This window comes from Sulfitobacter sp. EhC04 (genome assembly GCF_001650875.1).
In the GTDB taxonomy this organism is placed as follows: Bacteria; Pseudomonadota; Alphaproteobacteria; order Rhodobacterales; family Rhodobacteraceae; genus Sulfitobacter.
Window position 1 is genome coordinate 44059 of sequence record NZ_LXYI01000038.1, and the last position, 19557, is coordinate 63615.

The following is a 19557-nucleotide window of genomic DNA, read 5'->3' on the forward strand; positions in this document are numbered from 1 at the left end:
CATGGGCAGGATCATCTGCGCGGGCCTTGGCCCCGGCGACCCCGAACTGATGAGCGTGAAGTCGGACCGCATGATCCGGGCTGCGCGTCATGTCGCGTATTTCCGCAAGAAGGGCCGCGCCGGACAGGCCCGGACCATCGTGCGCGACATGCTGCGCGACGATGTGGTCGAATACGCGATGGAATATCCCGTCACCACCGAGCTGCGCTTTGACAGCGCGGAATATCGCGACCTCATGGTTGATTTCTACGCTGAGTGGGCCGACCGCCTGGCCGAGCTGGCGCGCGATCATGAGGTTGTCGTGCTTTGTGAAGGCGATCCGTTCTTCTACGGCTCTTTCATGCACCTGCACACGCGCCTGCAGGGCCGGGCGGAGGTCGAAGTGCTGCCGGCGATTCCCGGCATGGTGGGCTGCTGGAACGCGCTGGATACGCCCTTTACCTGGGGTGACGACGTGATGTCCGTCCTGATGGGCACGCTGCCGGATGCCGATCTGGTGGCGCATATGGAACGTGCCGATGCTTTGGTGATCATGAAAACCGGGCGCAACATGCCCCGCGTGCGTGCCGCGCTGACTGCCACCGGACGGCTTGAGGATGCCTGGCTGGTGGAAAAGGGCACGATGCCCGGTCAACGCGTCGCGCGGCTGGCTGATGTGGATGACGACGATTGCCCCTATTTCGCGATCGTGCTGGTGCATGGCCAGGGCCGCAGGCCAGAGGCCGAGGTGGAGGCGTGACAGGCTGGGTTGCCATCGCGGGCCTTGGGCCGGGGCGGGACGATCTGGTTACGCCCGAAGTGACGGCGATGCTGGCCGAGGCAACTGACGTGATCGGCTATATCCCTTACGTGAAACGCGTGGCACCCCGTGACGGGCTGACCCTGCATCCAACCGACAACCGGGTCGAGATCGACCGCGCCACCCATGCATTGACACTTGCCGCCGAGGGCCGCCGCGTGGCGGTGGTGTCGGGCGGCGATCCGGGGGTTTTTGCCATGGCCTCTGCCGTGTTCGAAGCGCTGGAAGGCAAGCCGCAGTTTGCCGAGACAGACATTCGCGTGCTGCCCGGTATCACCGCGATGCTGGCCGCCGCCGCCCGCGCCGGCGCGCCTTTGGGGCATGATTTCTGTGCCATCAACCTCAGCGACAACCTCAAGCCCTGGTCGGTGATCGAACGCCGCTTGCGGCTGGCTGCGCAGGCTGATTTCGCGATGGCCTTTTACAACCCGCGTTCCAGGTCGCGTCCGCACCAGTTCGGCGATGCGCTGGCGATCCTGCGCGAGGAATGCGCGCCCGACCGGCTGATCACCTTTGCCCGCGCGATCAGCCGCCCGGACGAGGCCTTGAACACCGTGACGCTGGCCGAGGCGACAGCAGAGATGGCGGATATGCAGACCGTTGTGCTGCTGGGCAATTCGCAGACGCGGCTTGTCGGGCGCTACGTCTATACGCCGCGTTCAGCCTCGTGAACCAGCCAGGACATCACCTGCGCCACGTCATGCGCGATGCTGTCACCAGGCAGGGTCGGCCTGTTGGCCATGATCACGGGCAGACCCAGGGCACGGGCGGCGTCCAGCTTGGCGCGCGCACCACTGCCGCCTGCGTTCTTGCAGACCACATTGGTGATGCCGTGGTCACGCAAAAGCGCGGTGTCCTCTGCCAGCCCGAAGGGGCCGCGCGCCAGAATCACGGTGGTATCCGGCAGCGGCAGCGGAGCCTCGGGCGCATCGACAAGGCGCAGCAGGTAGTGGTGCTGGGGCTGGGCGGCAAAGAGGCCGATCTGTTGCTTTCCAATGGCGAGAAACACGCGAGACGGGCTGTGCGGCAGAGCGGCGGGCAGGTCTTCGACCGTTGCAATATGCTGCCAGTCATCGCCCGCCCCGGCCTGCCATGGCGGGCGTTCCAGCCGTATCAGCGGGGTCCGGGTCGTGGTACAGGCAGCATGGGCATTCCGGCTCATCCCGGCGGCGAAGGGATGGGTGGCGTCGATCACATGGGTGATGGCCTGATCGCGGAGGTATCGCATCAGCCCCGGCACACCGCCAAAGCCGCCCGTTCGCTGCGGCAACGGTTGCGCGACCGGGGATTGCGTGCGTCCGGCATAGGAGAATGTGGCGATCATCCCGGCCTCGGCCAACTGTCTGGCCATCTGGCTGGCCTCTGTGGTGCCGCCCAGCAAAAGGATGTGCATGATGGGTGACCCGTGGCTCAGCATCGTTGGAATGCCGCACGATACCGCAGCACAGCTGCCCCCTGCAAGCCGGGCTGCGATTGACGCCGCCGAGGTGATCTTTGGCGGGCCGCGGCACCTTGATCTGGTGAACGCCGGGGACAGGGGGCGGCCTTGGCCGGTGCCGTTTACGGTCGATCCGGTGCTGGCGGCAAAGGGGCGGCAGGTTGTGGTACTGGCCTCTGGCGATCCGTTCTGGTTCGGGGCAGGGGGCAGCCTGTCGGCGCAACTGGACCCCGGCGACTGGCGCGTTCTGCCCGCGCCCTCGACGTTTTCATGGGTGGCAGGCGCGCTGGGCTGGCGGCTGGAGGATGTGACCTGCCACGGTCTGCATGCCGCGCCCCTTGCGCAGTTGCGCGCGGTGCTGGCCCCCAAGGCGCGTTTCATCTGCCTGTTGCGTGACGGTGCGGCTCCTGCCGAACTGGCGCATTGGTTGACCGCAGAGGGCGCGGGGCAGGCCCGGCTGTTTGTCTGTGAGCGCATGGGCGGCACGGATCAGCGGGTCCGGGAAACCACGGCGCAGGGGTTTGACCTGAGTGATGTCGCGGCCCCTGCGGCTGTCGCGGTGGCGCTGCCCGCCGGGGTGGGCCTGCCCCGCAGTTCCGGCCTGCCGGATGATCTTTTTGCCCATGACGGCCAGATCACCAAGCGGCCCGTGCGGGCGCTGACCCTTTCCGCGCTTGCCCCGCGTCCGGGAGAGGTCCTGTGGGACATCGGTGCCGGGTCGGGATCAATTTCGGTTGAATGGTGTCTGACGGGTGGCCGGGCGGTCGCGTTCGAGCAACATGCGGCGCGGGCGGACAACATCACCCGCAACGCCGAGCAGTTCGGCCTTGCCCATCGTCTGACGGTGCATCACGGGGACGCGCATGCGCTGATCGCGGACCGCCCGGCACCGGATGCGGTTTTTGTCGGTGGTGGCGGCAGCGACGCTTTGTTTGAGGCCTTGTTTGACACCTTGCCCAAGGGCACGCGGCTGGTCGCAAATGGCGTCACCCTGGAGACCGAGGCGCGGCTGGCCCGCCTGCACGGCGAAAAGGGCGGCAGCCTGCTGCGGGTCGAACTGGCCGAGGCCGCGCCGCTGGGCCGTCTGCGCGGCTGGCACGCTGCCCGTCCCGTGGTGCAATGGAGCGTGGTCCTGTGAGGGTTGTCGGCATCGGGTTTCGCGCGGCGGCCGATCTGGCCAGCCTTCAGGATGCGTTGCAGCAGGTGCTGGATGCGGCGGGTGGCGGTGGCATTGATGCGGTGGTGACAGAAGCCGCAAAGGCCCGCGAAAAAGTATTTCGCGAGTTCGCGCAGGTGCTGGGCCTGCCCGGTCTGGGGGTCACGGCGCAGGATCTGGGCCAGATGATCACACCGACGCAATCGGCGCGGATACAGGACCGGTTCGGCACCGGGTCGCTGGCCGAGGCTGCGGCGCTGGCCGCAGCAGGCCCGGAGGCGCGGCTGGTTGCGCAGCGGGTCGTGTCGGGCGATGGTATGGCCACGGCGGCCCTTGCGGAAAGTTGAGAGGGAAAACATGACAGTTCATTTCATTGGCGCAGGCCCCGGCGCGCCCGACCTGATCACATTGCGGGGGCGCGACCTGATCGCGGCCTGCCCCGTCTGCCTCTATGCGGGGTCTCTGGTGCCCGAGGCCCTGTTGGCGCATTGCCCCGATGGGGCGCGGATCGTGAACACCGCGCGCATGTCGCTGGATGAGATCATCGAGGAAATCACTGCGGCCCATGCGGCGGGACATGACGTTGCGCGGCTGCATTCCGGCGATCTGTCGGTCTGGTCCGCGATGGGCGAGCAGCTGCGCCGGTTGCGGGCGCTGGACATTCCCTATGACGTGACACCGGGCGTGCCGTCCTTTGCCGCCGCAGCCGCGGCGCTGAACGCGGAGCTGACCCTGCCGGGCGTTGTGCAATCGGTGGTGCTGACCCGTACCTCGGGCCGCGCGACCGCGATGCCAGAGGGCGAAACGCTGGAGAATTTTGCGCGCACAGGCGCGACGCTTGCGATCCACCTGTCGGTACATGTGCTGGAAAAGGTCGTGGCTGACCTGACACCCCATTACGGCGCGGAGTGTCCGGTGGCGGTGGTCTGGCGCGCAAGCTGGCCGGATCAGCGGGTGGTAAAGGCGACGCTTGCCACCCTGCGCACGGCCATCGGCGAAGAGATGGAGCGCACGGCGCTGATCCTGGTGGGGCATGCGATCGGGGCAGAGGATTTCGGCGAGAGCAGGCTTTACGCAGGCGATTATGACCGTCGGTTCCGCCCTGTCGGCACTGACCCGCGCTTTCCGGAGACAGAGGAATGATCCCGCCCGGCCTGATGATCTCTGCCCCGTCGTCTGGTACGGGCAAGACCACGCTGATGCTGGGTCTGCTGGCGGCATTCCGGGCGCAGGGGCTGAACGTGCAGCCGTTCAAGAGCGGCCCGGACTACATTGATCCTGCATTCCATACGGCAGCGTCTGGTCTGGCCTCCTATAACCTTGACAGCTGGTCGATGGAGCGCGCCGTGATCGACGGGCTGGTGGGCAACGCCACCGGGGCGGAGCTGATCCTGGCCGAGGGGTCGATGGGGCTCTTCGATGGCGTGGCCATTCCGGGGGCCTGCGGCAACGGGGCCAGCGCCGATATCGCGGCGCATATGGGCTGGCCCGTGGTGCTGGTGCTGGATGTCTCCGGCGCGGCGCAATCCGTCGCGGCCACGGCACGCGGGTTTCGCGACATGCGGCCGGATGTGACCCTGGCAGGCGTGGTGCTGAACCGCGTGGCCTCGCCCCGGCATGATACACTGGTGCGCGCGGGCATGGAGCAGGTCGGCATCCGGGTGCTGGGCTCCTTGCCCCGGCAGAACGGGGTCGAACTGCCCGAAAGGCATCTGGGGCTGGTACAGGCCGGAGAGCAGGAAAACCTGCCGCAGATCCTGGCTGACGCCGCTGCATTCATCTCCGAACATGTTGATCTGGCAGCCCTGCGCGCGGCGGCGGCAGGGACATTGTCGAAGGCGCCGCCACCGGCAAAGATCGTGCCGCCCGGACAGAGAATTGCACTGGCGCAGGACAATGCATTCGCTTTTGTCTATCCGCATCTACTGGCCGGGTGGCGCGCCGCCGGGGCAGAAGTGATGCCGTTTTCGCCGCTGGCGGATGAAGCACCGGACAGCGGTGCTGATGTGTGCTGGTTGCCGGGCGGATACCCCGAACTGCACGCGGGCAAGCTGGCCGCAGCGGAGGCATTTCGCGCGGGCCTGATCGAATTTGCGCAGACAAGGCCGGTCCATGGCGAGTGCGGCGGCTATATGGCGATGGGTGCCGGGCTGGTAGACAAAGAGGGCATTCGCCACCGTATGGTGGGGCTGCTGGGGCTGGAAACGTCCTTTGCCAAGAGAAAGATGCACTTGGGTTACCGCAAGGCGGACCTGAATGCGGCCATTCCCGGCCAGACCATACGGGGGCGTCTGCGCGGGCATGAATTTCACTATGCGACCATCCTGGAAGAGCCCGACGCGCCGCTGGCCCGGATCACCGACAGCAATGATCTGGAGGTGCCGGAAACAGGCTCGGTGCGCCGGTTCGAGAACGGCGGCGTCGCCACAGGCACGTTTTTTCACATGATCGGTAACGGATGATGAGCGGTTTTGTTTCCTTCGTATCCTCGGGGCCCGGCGACCCGGAACTGCTGACCGTCAAGGCAGTGGACCGTTTGCAAAAGGCCGAGGTGGTCTTGTTCGATGATCTCAGTTCGGGCCCGATTCTGGAACATGCCAACGCGGAGGCCGATCTGATCGGCGTGGGCAAACGTGCCGGGCGCGCATCGCCCAAGCAGGATCATGTCAGCCGGGTGCTGGTAGACCACGCAGCGGCAGGCATGCGTGTCGTGCGGTTGAAATCGGGCGACAGCGGCATGTTTGGTCGGCTGGAGGAGGAAATCACCGCCCTGCGCGCAGCCAATATCCCGTTCGAGATCATTCCCGGCGTGACTTCGGCCTCTGCCGGGGCTGCGGTTGCGGGGATACCGCTGACCCGGCGGCTGACCGCGCGGCGGGTGCAGTTCATCACCGGTGCGGATGTGACCGGTGACCTGCCGCCCGATGTGAACATGGCGGCGCTGGCCGATCCGCTGGCCACGACAGTGATCTATATGGGCAAGCGGACCTTTCCAGGCCTTGCAGCGCGGCTGCTGGACCATGGGTTGTCCCCCGATACGCCCGCCCTGCTGGCGGAGGCGGTGTCCACCCCGGCGGAAAAGCTGCAGTGGTTCACCATCGCGACACTTGCCGCCTATCTGGAGACGACCACCAGCACCACACCCGCGCTGATCTACTACGGCGCGCTGGCGGAGCCGGGGTTGTGACGGTGTTTGTCTGTAGCTCCTGCCCCGAAGGCGCTGAATTCGTCGAGGTGATGCGCCAAGGCCTGCCGGAGGAAGAGGTGCGGCAGATCGACTGCATGTCGGGCTGTACGCGGCCGCAGACCGTTGCCTTTCGGGTGACGGGCAAGGTGGCCTATCTGTTTGGCGACATCACGGCGGATGATCTGGGGGACCTGCAACGGTTTGCGGCGCTATATGCGGCATCATCCGATGGCACCTTTGCCGATGCGCGGGTGCTTGGCGGGTTGCGGATGAAAGCCATCGCACGGATACCGGGATGAGCGGCCTGCACCTGACCCTCATCGGTATCGGCACGGGCAACCCCGAGCACCTGACCCTGCAGGCGATCCGGGCGATCAATGCCCAGGACCTGATCCTGATCCCGCGCAAGGGGCCGGGCAAGGGTGACCTGGCTGAATTGCGCCGCGCAATCTGTGACGAGGTGCTGAGCAACGAGACAACGCGCATCGTGGAATTCGACCTGCCGGTGCGCGATGAGGCGACGGCGGACTACCGGCGTCGGGTGGATGACTGGCACGATGCGATTGCCGAGGCCTGGCGCGCGGCGATGTCCGGGCAGCCCGATGCCGCGCGCGCCGCGCTTCTGGTCTGGGGAGATCCGTCGCTTTACGACAGCACCCTGCGGATTGCCGCCCGGCTGGACCCGGCACCAAAGGTCGAGGTGATCCCCGGCATCACGTCATTGCAGGCGCTGACAGCGGCGCATGCGATTCCGGTCAACGACATCGGAGCGCCGTTCCTTGTGACGACGGGACGGCGATTGCGGGAGGAAGGCTGGCCTGCCGGTATCGACACGCTGGCGGTCATGCTGGACGGCGGCTGCGCCTTTGCCGATATCGACCCGGACGGGGTTCATATCTGGTGGGGCGGATATGTGGGCATGCCGGAGCAGATCATCTGCGAAGGCCCGCTGGCCGAGGTCGCGGAGCGGATCGTTCAGATGCGGGCCGAGGCGCGGGCGCGGCATGGGTGGATCATGGATATCTACATCCTGCGCAGGGATTACAGCGTCCGGCCTTAAACATGAAACAGTTGTTCGCTGCCTCCGCCTGCGGCGGGGCGCGAATAGTGATGTGCGATGCCTCAGGTTAAAGGCCGGACGCTTTATTCCGACGGATCGACCTTGCCCCGCATGGCCTTGACCTCTCCCCTGACTTTTTTCGATTTCAGGCGGCGTTTCTTTGAACCGAGCGTGGGGCGCGTGGGAATGCGGCGCTTGGGTGCCGTCAGGGCTTTTTTGATCAGGTCGGCCAGCCGGTCGCGGGCAATATCCCTGTTGCGGGCCTGGCTGCGGGTCTCGTCGCATTGCAGGATCAGCGCGCCCTCGTTTGTCCAGCGGCGACCGGCCAGACGGCGCAGGCGGGTCTTTACCGGGCCGGTCAGGGAGGGCGATGTCGCGGCTTCAAATCGGAGTTCGACGGCGGTTGCCACCTTGTTGACGTTCTGGCCGCCCGGACCGGAAGAACGCACGAAATTCTCCGTGATCTCCCAGTCCTGGATGGTGATGGTATCGGTGATCCTCAGCATTCTTGTATCTTTGCATCTGGCGTGGGCAAATTGAACATGAAAAGGGCCGCCCCGGTCGGAGCGGCCCAATTGTCGGTTTGGCGAATGGTTTCAGGAGGTGGGTCGGTTAGACCGTCTGTCCACTCGGGATTTCAGCTGCCAGGGGCTGCCCTAGCAGGAGGTCCTCCAAGCTGTTCCGACACCTCGCTCCAATACCTTTCTTGACACTGGATCACCTCCTTTACATTTGTTGAACTCACCCTGAGGGTTGCACAGGTTTTTCCAAACGCAAAGAGATTTTTTGCAGCAGGCGTGATCCTGCGGTGCGGCTGTGCCGCGCGCGATTCATTTTTAGGCATGGGGGACATTGCCCCCCAGACCCCCTGCGTATTGCAGGCATAAAGAGGCCTGTTCAGGCCGTTTGTGTCAGCCGGGCAGTGATGATCCGGAAAGGGATCAGCGCGACAAGCGCGATGGACAGTTTCACCGCCCAATCCGCAATGGCGAGCGAGACCCAAAGCGGCGCCGCGGGGCCTGCGCCCAGAAGCGGCAGCGTTTCGGCGGCCCAGGAGACATCCGTGGCCGGATGGATAAAGCTGAGGCTGCCCGCGAAGGCGATGGAAAAGAACAGCGCGGTGTCGATGCTGCTGCCGATCAGCGTGCTGACCAGCGGCGCGCGCCACCATTTGCCGCCGCGCAGGGCGGCAAAGACCGATACGTCGATCAGTTGCGCGGTCAGGAAGGCAACGCCGGAGCCGATGGCGATGCGCAGAGTGACCAGCGGGCCGAATTCGCCCATGATCTGCGTGCCGATCAGCGAGCAGACAAGACCCACCACAAACCCCACCAAGACGACGCGGCGGGCGGCGGCGGACCCATAGACGCGGTTCATGATGTCGGTGACCAGGAAGGCCAGCGGATAGGTGAAAGCGCCCCATGTCAGCCATTGGCCGAACAGGAACTGGACAAGGATGTTGGAGGCCACGACGATGGCGGCCATGGCAATAATGCCGGGAAGATATGTGCGTGTCATGTATGAACCGTTTTTTGCAAGGGTGCGGCGACTTGGCCCGTGGAGCATCCCCGGACAGGGCGGCTTTAGTGGCATCGCGGGCAGCATGCAAGCTATTTGGTCAGGATGAATTCGACGATCTGGGTGCGCTGGATGCGCAGGAAGTTGTCGTCGGCGATCATCGTGATCCGTGTGTTGCCCGCCGGATCGCGCCAGACGCTGAGGGATTCCAGGTTGTCGAACCGGCCCGGTAGCGTGGTGAGCAGCGTGGTTTCACCCAGGTCGGGGGCAGCAAGGTCGAACCGCCGGATACGGCTGCGAAAACCCAGCGGCGTCACGGTACGTTCGGCCAGATAAAGCAGGCCCTCCGCATCGAAATCCGCGCCGACGGGCCGGAAAGGACCGCGCGGGGGGATATGCCGGGTTATGCGCCATTGCCTGCCGTCAAAGCTGTATATGGGAAAGCCCCCGCGCTGCGAGGCGCTGCTTTCCGGGATGGCGACGAGAGTGCCATCGGGGCGTACTGCCAGTGCTTCGAGCCCGCTGTTGCGGGGAAAGCCCGCAAAATCCGGGTGATCCGGCAGGCGGGTCGCAGCCCCGGTTTCCAGGTTCAATCGCCCGACCCGGTGGTCATGTTCAAAGGAGACATATGCGGACCCATCCGCCGCGATTGCCAAAGCTTCGGAATCGGCGGCATTGTTACGGAGGGGCTGACCGCTGTGGTAGGTCAGCGGTTTACGGCTGAGGGTCTGGATCGCGGTAATCTGTCCTGCCTTGCGGATCAGCCTGGCCCGGACAAGGCTGGACCGGTCCGTGATCAGATAGGCGGTGTTGCCATCCGCGCTGATTTCCATGCCCGAGAAGCCACCGAACCAGGGATCTGGTTTGGACCATATGACATTGGACGTCAGGCGCAGCCCCTCGGCCTGCGCGAGAGACGCACAGGCCAGAGCCGCCGCGATGGACAGGATCAGTTTTCGAGGACGGATTTGCATTGTGCCGGCAAGTCGGCCAGCACCAGCTCACGCCGTTTTTTCGGGGGCGGTGCGTTTGGGTCGGCCTTTTTGGGCGGTGGCGGGTTCAGGATGTTCTGTTGCCACTGCACCGCATCAGCGCAGCCGTCGCCCGCAGGGGGCGGGGTCTGGTTCACGCAGCCGCGCGCGCCCTTGGGGCAGGCAAGGCGGACGTGAAAATGATAATGGTGTCCGTACCAGGGACGGATCTTGCGCAGATAGCTCCGGTCTCCCTTTTCATCGGCGCACATCTGCACCTTGGCACCGGGGAATACAAAGATCCGTTCGACGCGGGGGTCCTTGGCGGCGGCCTTGATGATATTGTGGTGGGCCTGTGTCCAGGAACTGTTCACATAGGCCCCTTCGGCACGGCGCAGGGAGATGGAAGAGATGCTTTCGCGCTGTTGTCGGCTAAGGCCCAGGGATTTGGGTGGCAGCATCCAGATGTCGGCATCCAGGCCGATCTGGTGGCTGCGGTGGCCGGTCAGCATCGGGCCGCCGCGTGGCTGGCTCATGTCACCGACATAGAGCCCGGCCCAGCCCGGCTGCGTTGCGGCATAGGCGGACAGTTTGCGCACCATGTCGATGGTCTCGGGATGGGCCCAGTTGCGATTGCGCGACAGGCGCATGGCCTGCCAGGTCGGCCCGGTTTCGGGCAGTTCAGCACCTCCGGCCATGCAGCCCTTGGCATAGCTGCCGTAGGCGGCGGGCGGTTGCGTCGATGCAAAGCTCTTGGCACCGAAAAGCCGCTTCGCCTCGACGTTGGAGAGGGCACCACCGGAAGAGCCGATGGTTGGCAGAACTTCGCGTTCGCCGCTGATGTCGCGCGATCCGCCACCGCATGAGGCGAGGGCAAAGGCAAGGACGGCGGTTCCGAGGATGCGGGTCAGGATCATTTTGAAAAATCTCCGTTTGGCTTGACCCATGCTAACAGGATCAACCCGATGATGAACAGCCCCACCACGGGGGTGATGCCCAAACGCTGGCTGCCGGTCAGATCGCTGGTGACAGCGATCAGTGCGGGTGCCAGAAAAGAGGTGGCCTTGCCCGACAGCGCATAAAGACCGAAGCTTTCGGTCATGCGATCCGGGTTGCCCTGACGGGTCAGCATGTTGCGTGACGACGCCTGCAATGCGCCACCCGCCGCGCCGATCAGCGCACCCGCGACATAGAACGCGATGTCCGGCAGGGCGGACCCGGCACCGACGTCGATGGCCAGCACGGATGATGGGGTGAGCGAGATGATCAGGATCGCGGTCAGGATCAGTGTCACGCAGCAGAAGATGATGACGGGCATTGGTCCGACGCGCCGGTCCACGCGCCCGCCGACCCAGCAGAATATCGCACCCGAGATGGCGGCAAGAATGCCGAAGATGCCGATGTCGATGATGCTCCAGTTCAGGACGCCCAGCGCATAGATGCCGCCGAAGGTGTACATGCCGTTCAGCGCGTCGCGGTAGAACATGGAGGAGCCGAGGTAGGCCATGAGGGACGGATGGCGTGGCAGGTTGCGCAGGGTGCGCGCAAGGTCCGACAGCCCCTTGCCCAGTTCATAGCGCACAGGGTTCGGCTTCGCGATGTCCCGGGTATAAAGGAAGAAGGGGATCATGAAGAGCGCGTACCAGATCGCCGTCAGGGGGCCGACGATACGGGTGTCGGCCTTTGTCGCGGTGTCGAGGCCAAAGAGCGGTGCCATGCCCGCCATCGTCTTGCCGCTGTCGCCAGCCTGGAACAGCGCGATCATCAGCATCAGGGCCACAACCCCACCGGCATATCCAAAGGCCCAGCCAGAGCCCGAAATGCGTCCGCGTTCGCCGGGGTCGGGGTCAAGCTCGGGCAGGTAGGAGTTGGTGAAGATCGTGGCGAACTCCATCCCGATCAGGCCGATCCCGAAAAAGAACAGGGCCCAGAGGATCGAGAAATCCTGCGGTGCCGTCCACCACAGGGCACCCGACCCGATCACATAAAGTGCCGAAAAGAGCCAGATCCATGGCATGCGTTTGCCCGAACTGTCCGCAACCGCCCCAAGGACAGGGGCAAGCAGGGCGATCAGGATGCCTGTCGCGGTCAGCCCGTACCCCCAATAGGCCTGGGCCTGCGCCTTGGCCGCTTCGACCGCCATGCCGTCGGCGACAAGGGCGGCCGTCGCGGTCTGCGCGAAATAGGGACCGAAGATGAAGGTCAGCATCAGCGTGTTGTAGGGTTGGCTGGCCCAGTCGAAGAAATACCAGCCCCAGATACGCTTACGCGCTGTGATCGTCGCCATGTAGCCCCCCGTTTCCGTTGCGGAAGGGTAGAGCAGGAAGGCGCATCTTTCGCAAGAAATGCTTTTGGCCGGGCGGCGATTGCAGGGTTTCGGATGCGCCGCACGGCAGGTCAATCGCGCCCCGAATATCCGCCTATGGGTGATTTGGCATTACATCGGGCATCGGGGGCCATGGGCGCAGTTCCTCGGTCTTGCACCACTCGCTGATCCAATGGGGCATTTCGGGTGAAGCGGCTTCTTGCCCCATCGCCTCCAGCACCCGCTGCGGGGGGATGATGCCGTTCTTGTCCGTCACGGCGGCCCGGTACAGAACATGGCTGGCGCAGTCACCGTTGGTTTTCCACATGCTTTGCTCGAGGTAGATGAACCTGTCATCCCAGCACACAGCCCGGCTGCGCATTTCGAATTTTTCAAACCCGTGGATACGCCGCCGGAAACGGGTCGATGACCCGGCCATCGTCAGGCCCCAGCCTTTGCGGCGCAACACGTCGATCAGCCCGCCCCGCTGCGCCATGGCAATGCGTCCGATGTCATAAAGCGACAGGGCGCGGCCGTTGTTCAGCTCCAGCCAGAAATCCAGATCATGCGGCCAACACATGTGTTGGCTGATGTGGGTTTCGGTCAGCGAGGCAAAGGGCGGCTGACGCCGTGCCTTGAGCACATGCCAGATGACGCGAACAAATGGAAACATGGGCAGACTCCTTTGTCTGACAGGTGCAACAATGCCCGCAAGGGTCAACCATGAACCTCGCGGCACTCTTGTGTATTTCTGCGTCTGTGCTTACCTCTGCGGCAACCGTAAGAAAGGGCCGCCCATGACGTCGTTGTTCCAGATCCTGATGTTGCTGCTGAACATCGTTTATTTCATCGTCATCGCGCATGTGATCATGTCCTGGCTGATCAATTTCCAGGTGTTGAACCTGCGTCAGCCGCTGGTGGCGCAGATATGGGACGGACTGAACCGTTTGCTGGAACCGGTCTATTCCCGTGTGCGGCAGATCATTCCACCAATGGGCGGGCTCGACCTTGCACCGCTGGTCGTGCTGATCGGGGTTGCGGTTCTGCGCATCGTGTTGGTGAACAACGCGGCGGTGTTCTACTGAACCGCATTTTACCTCGCCGCCGGGCCTATAGCGCCCGACCTTAAGCCTGTAATACGAATACCCTGCCACGCCTGCGGCGCTCTCGGGACATTCGTGTCACGATGATTCAGATAAAAGGTCAGGCGCTTTAAACGGGGTTGTCCCCCCTAGGCGGCTGTGGGATTCTGGGTGGCATAACAAATCATCCGACGGGGTTTTTCATGACCGCCACCGCATCGGGCGCGACCGCGCTGCTACGTGACGTATTCGGCTTTGATGCCTTTCGCCCCGGCCAGCAGGAGATCGTCGAGGCGGTGACAGCAGGTGAGAACGTGCTGGCGATCATGCCCACGGGGGGCGGAAAATCCCTGTGTTTCCAGATGCCCGCCCTGATGCGGAACGGGGTCACGGTGGTCATCTCTCCGTTGATCGCACTGATGCGGGATCAGGTCCGCGCCTTGCAAGAGGCGGGTGTGGGCGCAGGCGCATTGACCAGTGGCAACACGCCCGAGGAAACCGATGCCGTCTGGGAAGGGCTGGAGGCAGGCACGCTGCGGCTGCTTTATATGGCACCCGAACGGCTGGCGGCGGGGTCGGTCACCGGCATGTTGCGCCGGGTCGGTGTTAACATGATTGCGGTGGACGAGGCGCATTGCGTCAGCCAGTGGGGCCATGATTTCCGGCCCGACTATCTGCGGATTGGCGAGCTGCGTCGCGCCCTTGATGTGCCACTGGCGGCCTTCACCGCCACGGCGGATGCCGAGACCCAGACAGAGATCGTGCAAAAGCTGTTCGACGGACAATCGCCGCGCGCCTTCCTGCGGGGGTTCGACCGTCCCAACATCCACCTGGCTTTTGCCGCCAAGAACAAGCCGCGCGACCAGATCCTGAACTTTGCCGCCGCCCGGCCCGGTCAATCCGGCATCGTCTATTGCGGGACGCGGGCCAAGACCGAAGGGATCGCCCGCGCCCTGCGCGAAGCGGGGCAGAAAGCGATACACTACCACGGCGGGATGGAGGCCGAGGATCGCCGCATCGCGGAGCGGCAGTTTCAGCAGGAGGACGGTTTGATCGTCTGCGCCACGGTGGCCTTTGGCATGGGCGTGGACAAGCCGGACATACGCTGGGTGGCCCACGCCGACCTGCCCAAGTCGATCGAAGCCTATTATCAGGAGATTGGTCGCGCGGGTCGTGACGGCGCGCCGGCGGAAACGCTGACCCTGTTTGGTCCGGATGACATCCGCCTGCGTCGGTCACAGATTGACGAGGGGCTGGCCCCGCCGGAACGCCGCGCGGCGGATCATGCGCGGCTGAATGCGCTTTTGGGACTGGCCGAGGCGCTGACCTGTCGGCGCAAGCAGTTGCTGGCCTATTTTGATGAACACGATGTGACCTGCGGACGCTGCGACCTCTGCGACACCCCGGCGGAAGTTTTTGACGGCACCACGGCGGTGCGCAAGGCCCTGTCCGCGATCCTGCGGACAGATGAATGGTTCGGCGCGGGTCATCTGATCGACATTCTTCTGGGCGTCGAGACCGACAAGGTAAAGGCGCGGGGCCATAACAGCTTGCCGACATTCGGCGTCGGCGGGGAATACGACCGCCGCCAGTGGCAGGCCGTGTTCCGGCAGATGATGGGTCACGACCTGATCCGACCCGACCCGGAACGCCATGGCGCGCTGCGCATGACCGACGCTGCCCTGCCGATCTTGCGGGGCGAGGCGAAAATCAGCCTGCGCCGCGACACGATCAAGGCTGCTGGCGGGTCACGCCGCCCTGCCGTCAAGGCGATGGTCAGCGAGGAGGACGCACCGCTGCTCTCTGCGCTCAAGGCAAAACGGCGCGCGCTGGCCGAAGCGGCCAAGGTGCCTGCCTATATCATCTTCACCGACCGCACCCTGATCGAGATGGCCGAGGTGCGCCCCCGTGACCTGGACGGAATGGCGCGCATCGGCGGGGTCGGTGCAAAGAAACTGGAGACCTACGGCGCGGATTTCCTGCGCGTCATCAACGGCGAGGCCGAAGCGATGCACCCCACCCGGCGCAAGCTGGCGGGCCGCTCGGCGGGATCGGTCTATGACCGGCTGCTGGAAGTGCAGGCGGATCTGGCGCGCGGCGAAGGTGGCACCGAAAAACCGCTAAGCTGTTCGGCCTCCCTGCTGGCCAAGGTGGCGCAGATGCATAACGCGGATGACGCCGCGCTTGAGCGTCTGCTGGGCGAACGCCGCGCCGAACGGTTCGGCGCGGCATTCCTTGACGTTCTTGCAGGGCGGTAAAACGGTCTCAGGCGGCCGGGGTTTCCGATGCCAGCGCGGTTTCGTACTCTTGTAGGGCCGCCGCCGAAGGTCGTGCCTGGCAGCGGTCAACCCATTGCCGCACGGCCGGGACATCCGGGGCCATCTGCGGAGCAAAGGTGAAGGCCGAGACCATGATAAGATCGGCTGCGGTAAAGCGATCGCCCAGCAGGTAGGGTCTGTCCGCCAGCGCCTCTGCCAGCCGTTGACCCATCTCTGCCATGCCACGGAAGGTGGCGAAATAGGCGGGATGGTCGATTTCGGCGAACTTGCCGACCAGGACCGGTTCGACGACATTGCCGTAATAGGCCAACCAGCTGAGGTATGTCCCTCGCTGAGGGTCGCCGATGGAAATGCCCATCGGACTGTCGAAAAGATCGGTAAGATAGAGCATGATCGCATTGCTTTCGCGGATCGTCGCGCCATCGTGAACCAGAAGGGGAACCTTGCCCTCGGGGTGCGGGTTTGCAGGGTCCGGCGCGCCGATGGTGCCTTGGCGGATCAGCCCGACAACGCGGACTTCGACTTTGTCCAGCGCGTCCATTTCCATCAGCAGCCGGATGATGCGGGATGAGCGGGTGTTGGGGCCGTGGTAGAGGGTCAGCATGGATTTGTCCTTTCACATTGCGGGATGTGGTCATCCTAGCCGAGGATAGCGTCAGTTTCTGTCAGCAGGAGGCGCAGAAGAGCTGCGGAAAATACCCGCGCTTTCTGGACCTTCCGTCCGCTGCGGGCTAGGTCCTGTTCAAACCGAGGGGATGCCGATGCTTGTAGTGATTTCGCCTGCCAAGAGACTGGACTGGGACGCGCGCGATGTGGCGACGACCCAGCCCGATTTTCAGGAAGATGCCGTGCGTTTGGCAAAGACGGCCCGCAACCTGACATTGGGCAAGCTGAAGGGCCTGATGGACCTGTCCGACGACCTGGCGCGGCTGAATCGTGATCGGTTCCAGGCGTTTGAGGATACCCCTGCCGACCAGATCACACGCCCCGCCGCACTGGCCTTTGCAGGTGATACCTATCAGGGGCTTGAGGCTGGCAGCCTCGATGGCGACGAAATGGCTTGGGCTCAGGACCATCTGCGCATCCTGTCGGGGCTTTATGGTGTATTGCGCCCGCTGGATGCAATTCAGCCCTACCGGCTGGAAATGGGCAGCAGGCTGAAGACGCGGCGTGGCACCAACCTTTATGACTATTGGCGCGATACGTTGTCAAAGGCGCTGAACGCCCAGGCACAGGCTATCGGCACCGAGGTGCTGATCAATTGCGCCAGCCAGGAATATTTTGGCGCAGTTGCACCCAAGGCCCTGAAACTGCGGGTGATTACCCCGCAGTTCATGGATGACAAGGGGGATGGCAATGGGCCGAAGATCGTGAGTTTCTTCGCCAAAAAGGCCCGCGGTGCGATGGCCCGTTTCATTGTGCAGAACCGCCTGACCGACGCCGAGTCGATCCGCGATTTCGACACCGGTGGCTATGTCTGGCAACGTGATGCATCGACGCCTGACAAGCCGGTATTCCTGCGGCCTTATCCAGCGGCCTGATCGCTGTCTGCGGGCAGGGGCGGGAGCAGGCCCGGCCCATGTGCCGCCGCGACCCGCTCCAGGATGTCGGGCTTGCGCAGGGGTTTGGTCAGATAGTGATCCAACCCGGCGGCCAGAATGCCATGGTCGTCACCGTCCATGGCATGGGCCGTCAGGGCCACGATCGGGACATGGCCGCCGGTTTCCTTTTCTATCCGCCGGATCGCCTGTGTCGCCTCTTTCCCGTCCATTCCGGGCATGGAAATATCCATGAATATCAGGTCTGGCGCGATCACTTTGAAAAGCTCTACCGCTTCCTCGCCGTTGTTGGCGAACGTCAATTCAACCTCCAGCGTTTTGATCATCTTGCTGAAAACAAGCTGGTTGGTCTTGTTGTCCTCCGCCGCGAGAATGCGCATCGGTCGCATCGGACCCAGGGGCGCGGTGTCCGGGCCGTCCTTCGGGTGGCCAAGCGCTGACAGCCGGGCAAACAAGGTCGCGCGCGGCACCGGTTTTTGCAGCAGGCCCTGAACCAGCGGGCTGTCCGGGTCCTGCTCCGCTTGGCCGGGGGTTGAGCTGAGCACGAGGATCGGCACATCATGGCCGCTGTCACGCAGCGCGCGGGCCAGGTCCATGCCATCCATGCCGGGCATATTCTGATCGGTCAGGATCACGTCAATCTCCGGCGACATGCTCGCCAGCGCCTCAGGGCCGTTCGAGCAGGCGGTGACCGTGATACCAAGCTGACCGAATTGCCGTTCCAGAATGGTGCGATTGGTGGGGATATCGTCCACGATCATCACATGGCCGATGTCGGCAGGCAGGGCCGCGACGTCGGGCATTGCGACCGACCCGGTTGCCATGGTCAGCGCAAAACCGAAACAGGCGCCATTCCCCTCTTCGGAAGTGACCCAGATCCTGCCGCCCATCAGTTCGACCAGGCGCTGGCAGATGGCAAGGCCCAGCCCGGTGCCGTCAAACTGGCGATTGCGTTCGTTTTCGACCTGATTGAATTCACCAAAGATATGCGCGCGCTGATCTTCGGGTATGCCGATACCGGTGTCCTCAATGGTGATGTGGACGCGGTTTTGAAGACCCTGCGCATCGGGGACACCCGTGACCCGGATCATCACATGTCCACTGGCGGTGAATTTCACCGCATTTCCAATCAGGTTGGTCAATACCTGGCGGATGCGCCCAGGATCGCCGACCATCTGGGTCGGCATGAAGATGTCATAGTCCAGCATCAGGTTCAGACCCTTTTCGCGGGCCAGCGGCTGCAACAACATCATGACCTCGTGAACAGCGCGTTCCAGGTCGAAGGGCTCCGGGTGAAGATCAAGCTTCATCGCCTCGATCTTGGAAAAGTCCAGCACATCGTTGATTATGCTCAGCAAGGCCTCGCCCGAGTTCTTGATGGTCTGGACATAAAGCCGCTGTTCCTCTGTCAGGTCGGTATCGGTCAGGACATCGGCCATGCCGACAACGCCGTTCATCGGAGTCCTGATCTCGTGGCTCATGTTGGCAAGGAAGGATGACTTGGCCCGGGTCGCGCTTTCGGCCTTGGCGCGGGCTTCTTCCAGTTGTTGCTCGTAATTCACGGTCGCGGTGATGTTGAGGCCAAGGGTTACCATGTCACCGCCGGACCCGCGTTGATCGACCAGCTTGATGTACTCATCGTTCCACAGCCGGATGACCTTGGGCTCGGGTGCCGGAACCTGCAGGCGGGTCGCCATCATCTGACGCCATTCCCGCGGCGAGAGCCCTTCGGTGTTCACAATCCCCTCATCGGTGAGCAATTGCAGAATCGTGATGTAGTTGATTCCCGGTGCCACAACCTCCAGCCCGTCGAAGATCGACAGGTAGGCCTGGTTCGCCATGATCATCTGATTGTCAGCATCGAACAGGGCAAACCCGTCGCTGATCGTCTCGATGGATTGCCAGAGCCGCCGTTCCGTCAGCGCGATTTTCTGGTTCGCGGCAGAAAGGTCCGATTTGACGCGCAGGTTCTCGCCGCGAATTGTCTCGACCTCGGCCCTTGTCTCGACGATTTCTTCCGACAATTGCTGCGCGTGAAGGCCCAGCTTGCGGTTGGCGGCAAATAGTTCCGCCTGTTTCAGTTCCAGCATGCGTTCCGCCGCAAGGCGGTTTCGTCGTTCTTCCGTCAGTTTGCTGGCAAAATTCATCCACCCTCCGAAAGGTGTCTGTCCGGGTTTCCCGCACTTTCGGCGGACATGGTGAA

Annotated in this window: 21 protein-coding genes; 12 read left to right on the forward strand and 9 right to left on the reverse strand. The window is 63.8% G+C overall.

Features of this window, described 5'->3' with window-relative positions; translation table 11 throughout:
* Position 1: 1 nt before the first annotated feature.
* Positions 2 to 739, forward strand: a complete 738-nt coding sequence (locus tag A8B82_RS16110) for a precorrin-2 C(20)-methyltransferase (protein ID WP_067294609.1) — start codon at positions 2 to 4, stop codon at positions 737 to 739.
* Entirely contained in the window at positions 736 to 1470 is a 735-nt protein-coding gene (gene cobJ, locus A8B82_RS16115) for a precorrin-3B C(17)-methyltransferase (protein WP_067294611.1), read from the forward strand. Before A8B82_RS16110 ends, cobJ begins: the two co-directional genes overlap by 4 nt.
* Here cobJ and A8B82_RS16120 read toward each other — a convergent pair.
* Positions 1446 to 2192, reverse strand: a complete 747-nt coding sequence (locus tag A8B82_RS16120; RefSeq protein ID WP_067294614.1) for a cobalt-precorrin-6A reductase — start codon at positions 2190 to 2192, stop codon at positions 1446 to 1448. The two genes, cobJ and A8B82_RS16120, sit on opposite strands and share 25 nt — an antisense overlap.
* Position 2193: 1 nt before the next feature.
* Here A8B82_RS16120 and A8B82_RS16125 point away from each other — a divergent pair, with 1 nt between their 5' ends.
* From A8B82_RS16125 to cobF, 7 genes are read left to right on the forward strand one after another with little or no spacing between them, the layout of a single operon-like run.
* Complete coding sequence (locus A8B82_RS16125) at positions 2194 to 3375, forward strand: bifunctional cobalt-precorrin-7 (C(5))-methyltransferase/cobalt-precorrin-6B (C(15))-methyltransferase (RefSeq protein WP_067294617.1); 1182 nt, start codon at positions 2194 to 2196, stop codon at positions 3373 to 3375.
* Positions 3372 to 3740: a cobalamin biosynthesis protein gene (locus tag A8B82_RS16130; protein ID WP_067294620.1), complete on the forward strand. Its 369-nt coding sequence runs from the start codon at positions 3372 to 3374 to the stop codon at positions 3738 to 3740. Before A8B82_RS16125 ends, A8B82_RS16130 begins: the two co-directional genes overlap by 4 nt.
* A gap of 10 nt (positions 3741 to 3750) precedes the next feature.
* Positions 3751 to 4536 (forward strand): precorrin-4 C(11)-methyltransferase, encoded by a 786-nt coding sequence (cobM, locus tag A8B82_RS16135; RefSeq protein WP_067294621.1) that lies wholly within the window; start codon positions 3751 to 3753, stop codon positions 4534 to 4536.
* A complete protein-coding gene (locus A8B82_RS16140; protein WP_067294624.1) occupies positions 4533 to 5855 on the forward strand; it encodes a cobyrinate a,c-diamide synthase in 1323 nt (440 codons plus the stop codon). The genes cobM and A8B82_RS16140 overlap by 4 nt, the downstream gene beginning before the upstream one ends.
* The gene (cobA, locus tag A8B82_RS16145) at positions 5855 to 6580 is read left to right on the forward strand and encodes a uroporphyrinogen-III C-methyltransferase (protein ID WP_067294682.1); all 726 of its coding nucleotides are present in this window, start codon (positions 5855 to 5857) and stop codon (positions 6578 to 6580) included. The genes A8B82_RS16140 and cobA overlap by 1 nt, the downstream gene beginning before the upstream one ends.
* On the forward strand, positions 6577 to 6879 hold the full coding sequence (locus A8B82_RS16150) for a DUF1636 domain-containing protein (protein ID WP_067294627.1): 303 nt from the start codon (positions 6577 to 6579) through the stop codon (positions 6877 to 6879). Before cobA ends, A8B82_RS16150 begins: the two co-directional genes overlap by 4 nt.
* Positions 6876 to 7640 carry a precorrin-6A synthase (deacetylating) gene (gene cobF, locus A8B82_RS16155; RefSeq protein ID WP_067294630.1) on the forward strand — a complete coding sequence of 255 codons (765 nt, stop codon included), beginning with the start codon at positions 6876 to 6878 and terminating at the stop codon, positions 7638 to 7640. Before A8B82_RS16150 ends, cobF begins: the two co-directional genes overlap by 4 nt.
* Before the next feature lie 83 nt (positions 7641 to 7723).
* Here cobF and arfB read toward each other — a convergent pair whose 3' ends face one another.
* The 6 genes from arfB to A8B82_RS16185 form a co-directional block, all read right to left on the reverse strand.
* Entirely contained in the window at positions 7724 to 8146 is a 423-nt protein-coding gene (gene arfB / locus A8B82_RS16160) for an alternative ribosome rescue aminoacyl-tRNA hydrolase ArfB (RefSeq protein WP_067294632.1), read from the reverse strand.
* Positions 8147 to 8537: 391 nt separating this feature from the next.
* Positions 8538 to 9158 carry a queuosine precursor transporter gene (locus tag A8B82_RS16165; protein ID WP_067294635.1) on the reverse strand — a complete coding sequence of 207 codons (621 nt, stop codon included), beginning with the start codon at positions 9156 to 9158 and terminating at the stop codon, positions 8538 to 8540.
* Between the two features lie 92 nt (positions 9159 to 9250).
* Entirely contained in the window at positions 9251 to 10132 is an 882-nt protein-coding gene (locus tag A8B82_RS16170; RefSeq protein WP_067294638.1) for an esterase-like activity of phytase family protein, read from the reverse strand.
* Entirely contained in the window at positions 10108 to 11046 is a 939-nt protein-coding gene (gene mepA / locus A8B82_RS16175; protein ID WP_067294641.1) for a penicillin-insensitive murein endopeptidase, read from the reverse strand. The genes A8B82_RS16170 and mepA overlap by 25 nt, the downstream gene beginning before the upstream one ends.
* The gene (locus A8B82_RS16180; protein ID WP_067294643.1) at positions 11043 to 12416 is read right to left on the reverse strand and encodes an MFS transporter; all 1374 of its coding nucleotides are present in this window, start codon (positions 12414 to 12416) and stop codon (positions 11043 to 11045) included. Before A8B82_RS16180 ends, mepA begins: the two co-directional genes overlap by 4 nt.
* A gap of 133 nt (positions 12417 to 12549) precedes the next feature.
* Positions 12550 to 13107, reverse strand: a complete 558-nt coding sequence (locus A8B82_RS16185; RefSeq protein WP_067294645.1) for an acyl-CoA thioesterase — start codon at positions 13105 to 13107, stop codon at positions 12550 to 12552.
* A gap of 124 nt (positions 13108 to 13231) precedes the next feature.
* On the opposite strand from A8B82_RS16185, the gene A8B82_RS16190 reads away from it, so the two are divergent.
* Both A8B82_RS16190 and recQ read left to right on the forward strand, forming a co-directional pair.
* Positions 13232 to 13519 (forward strand): YggT family protein, encoded by a 288-nt coding sequence (locus tag A8B82_RS16190; RefSeq protein ID WP_067294646.1) that lies wholly within the window; start codon positions 13232 to 13234, stop codon positions 13517 to 13519.
* Between the two features lie 200 nt (positions 13520 to 13719).
* Entirely contained in the window at positions 13720 to 15774 is a 2055-nt protein-coding gene (gene recQ, locus A8B82_RS16195; protein WP_067294648.1) for a DNA helicase RecQ, read from the forward strand.
* A gap of 7 nt (positions 15775 to 15781) precedes the next feature.
* Here the strand turns inward: recQ and A8B82_RS16200 are convergent, their stop codons facing one another.
* Complete coding sequence (locus A8B82_RS16200) at positions 15782 to 16399, reverse strand: glutathione S-transferase family protein (RefSeq protein WP_067294649.1); 618 nt, start codon at positions 16397 to 16399, stop codon at positions 15782 to 15784.
* A 157-nt stretch (positions 16400 to 16556) separates the two neighbouring features.
* Between A8B82_RS16200 and yaaA the strand changes: the two genes are divergently transcribed.
* Positions 16557 to 17336, forward strand: a complete 780-nt coding sequence (gene yaaA, locus A8B82_RS16205) for a peroxide stress protein YaaA (RefSeq protein WP_067294651.1) — start codon at positions 16557 to 16559, stop codon at positions 17334 to 17336.
* On the opposite strand, the gene A8B82_RS16210 is transcribed toward yaaA, so the two are convergent.
* Positions 17321 to 19501: a response regulator gene (locus A8B82_RS16210; protein ID WP_067294653.1), complete on the reverse strand. Its 2181-nt coding sequence runs from the start codon at positions 19499 to 19501 to the stop codon at positions 17321 to 17323. The genes yaaA and A8B82_RS16210 overlap by 16 nt on opposite strands.
* Positions 19502 to 19557: the final 56 nt, after the last annotated feature.

What these genes read in the sequence shown, in the direction of transcription:
- arfB (WP_067294632.1), bottom strand. Translation starts at nt 8,146, where the DNA reads ATGCTGAGGATCACCGATACCATCACCATCCAGGACTGGGAGATCACG.
- cobM (WP_067294621.1), top strand. Translation starts at nt 3,751, where the DNA reads ATGACAGTTCATTTCATTGGCGCAGGCCCCGGCGCGCCCGACCTGATC.
- A8B82_RS16190 (WP_067294646.1), top strand. Translation starts at nt 13,232, where the DNA reads ATGACGTCGTTGTTCCAGATCCTGATGTTGCTGCTGAACATCGTTTAT.
- recQ (WP_067294648.1), top strand. Translation starts at nt 13,720, where the DNA reads ATGACCGCCACCGCATCGGGCGCGACCGCGCTGCTACGTGACGTATTC.
- mepA (WP_067294641.1), bottom strand. Translation starts at nt 11,046, where the DNA reads ATGATCCTGACCCGCATCCTCGGAACCGCCGTCCTTGCCTTTGCCCTC.
- A8B82_RS16170 (WP_067294638.1), bottom strand. Translation starts at nt 10,132, where the DNA reads ATGCAAATCCGTCCTCGAAAACTGATCCTGTCCATCGCGGCGGCTCTG.
- A8B82_RS16210 (WP_067294653.1), bottom strand. Translation starts at nt 19,501, where the DNA reads ATGAATTTTGCCAGCAAACTGACGGAAGAACGACGAAACCGCCTTGCG.
- A8B82_RS16165 (WP_067294635.1), bottom strand. Translation starts at nt 9,158, where the DNA reads ATGACACGCACATATCTTCCCGGCATTATTGCCATGGCCGCCATCGTC.
- A8B82_RS16140 (WP_067294624.1), top strand. Translation starts at nt 4,533, where the DNA reads ATGATCCCGCCCGGCCTGATGATCTCTGCCCCGTCGTCTGGTACGGGC.
- A8B82_RS16120 (WP_067294614.1), bottom strand. Translation starts at nt 2,192, where the DNA reads ATGCACATCCTTTTGCTGGGCGGCACCACAGAGGCCAGCCAGATGGCC.
- cobA (WP_067294682.1), top strand. Translation starts at nt 5,855, where the DNA reads ATGAGCGGTTTTGTTTCCTTCGTATCCTCGGGGCCCGGCGACCCGGAA.
- A8B82_RS16200 (WP_067294649.1), bottom strand. Translation starts at nt 16,399, where the DNA reads ATGCTGACCCTCTACCACGGCCCCAACACCCGCTCATCCCGCATCATC.
- A8B82_RS16110 (WP_067294609.1), top strand. Translation starts at nt 2, where the DNA reads ATGGGCAGGATCATCTGCGCGGGCCTTGGCCCCGGCGACCCCGAACTG.
- A8B82_RS16180 (WP_067294643.1), bottom strand. Translation starts at nt 12,416, where the DNA reads ATGGCGACGATCACAGCGCGTAAGCGTATCTGGGGCTGGTATTTCTTC.
- cobF (WP_067294630.1), top strand. Translation starts at nt 6,876, where the DNA reads ATGAGCGGCCTGCACCTGACCCTCATCGGTATCGGCACGGGCAACCCC.
- yaaA (WP_067294651.1), top strand. Translation starts at nt 16,557, where the DNA reads ATGCTTGTAGTGATTTCGCCTGCCAAGAGACTGGACTGGGACGCGCGC.
- A8B82_RS16185 (WP_067294645.1), bottom strand. Translation starts at nt 13,107, where the DNA reads ATGTTTCCATTTGTTCGCGTCATCTGGCATGTGCTCAAGGCACGGCGT.
- A8B82_RS16125 (WP_067294617.1), top strand. Translation starts at nt 2,194, where the DNA reads ATGGGTGACCCGTGGCTCAGCATCGTTGGAATGCCGCACGATACCGCA.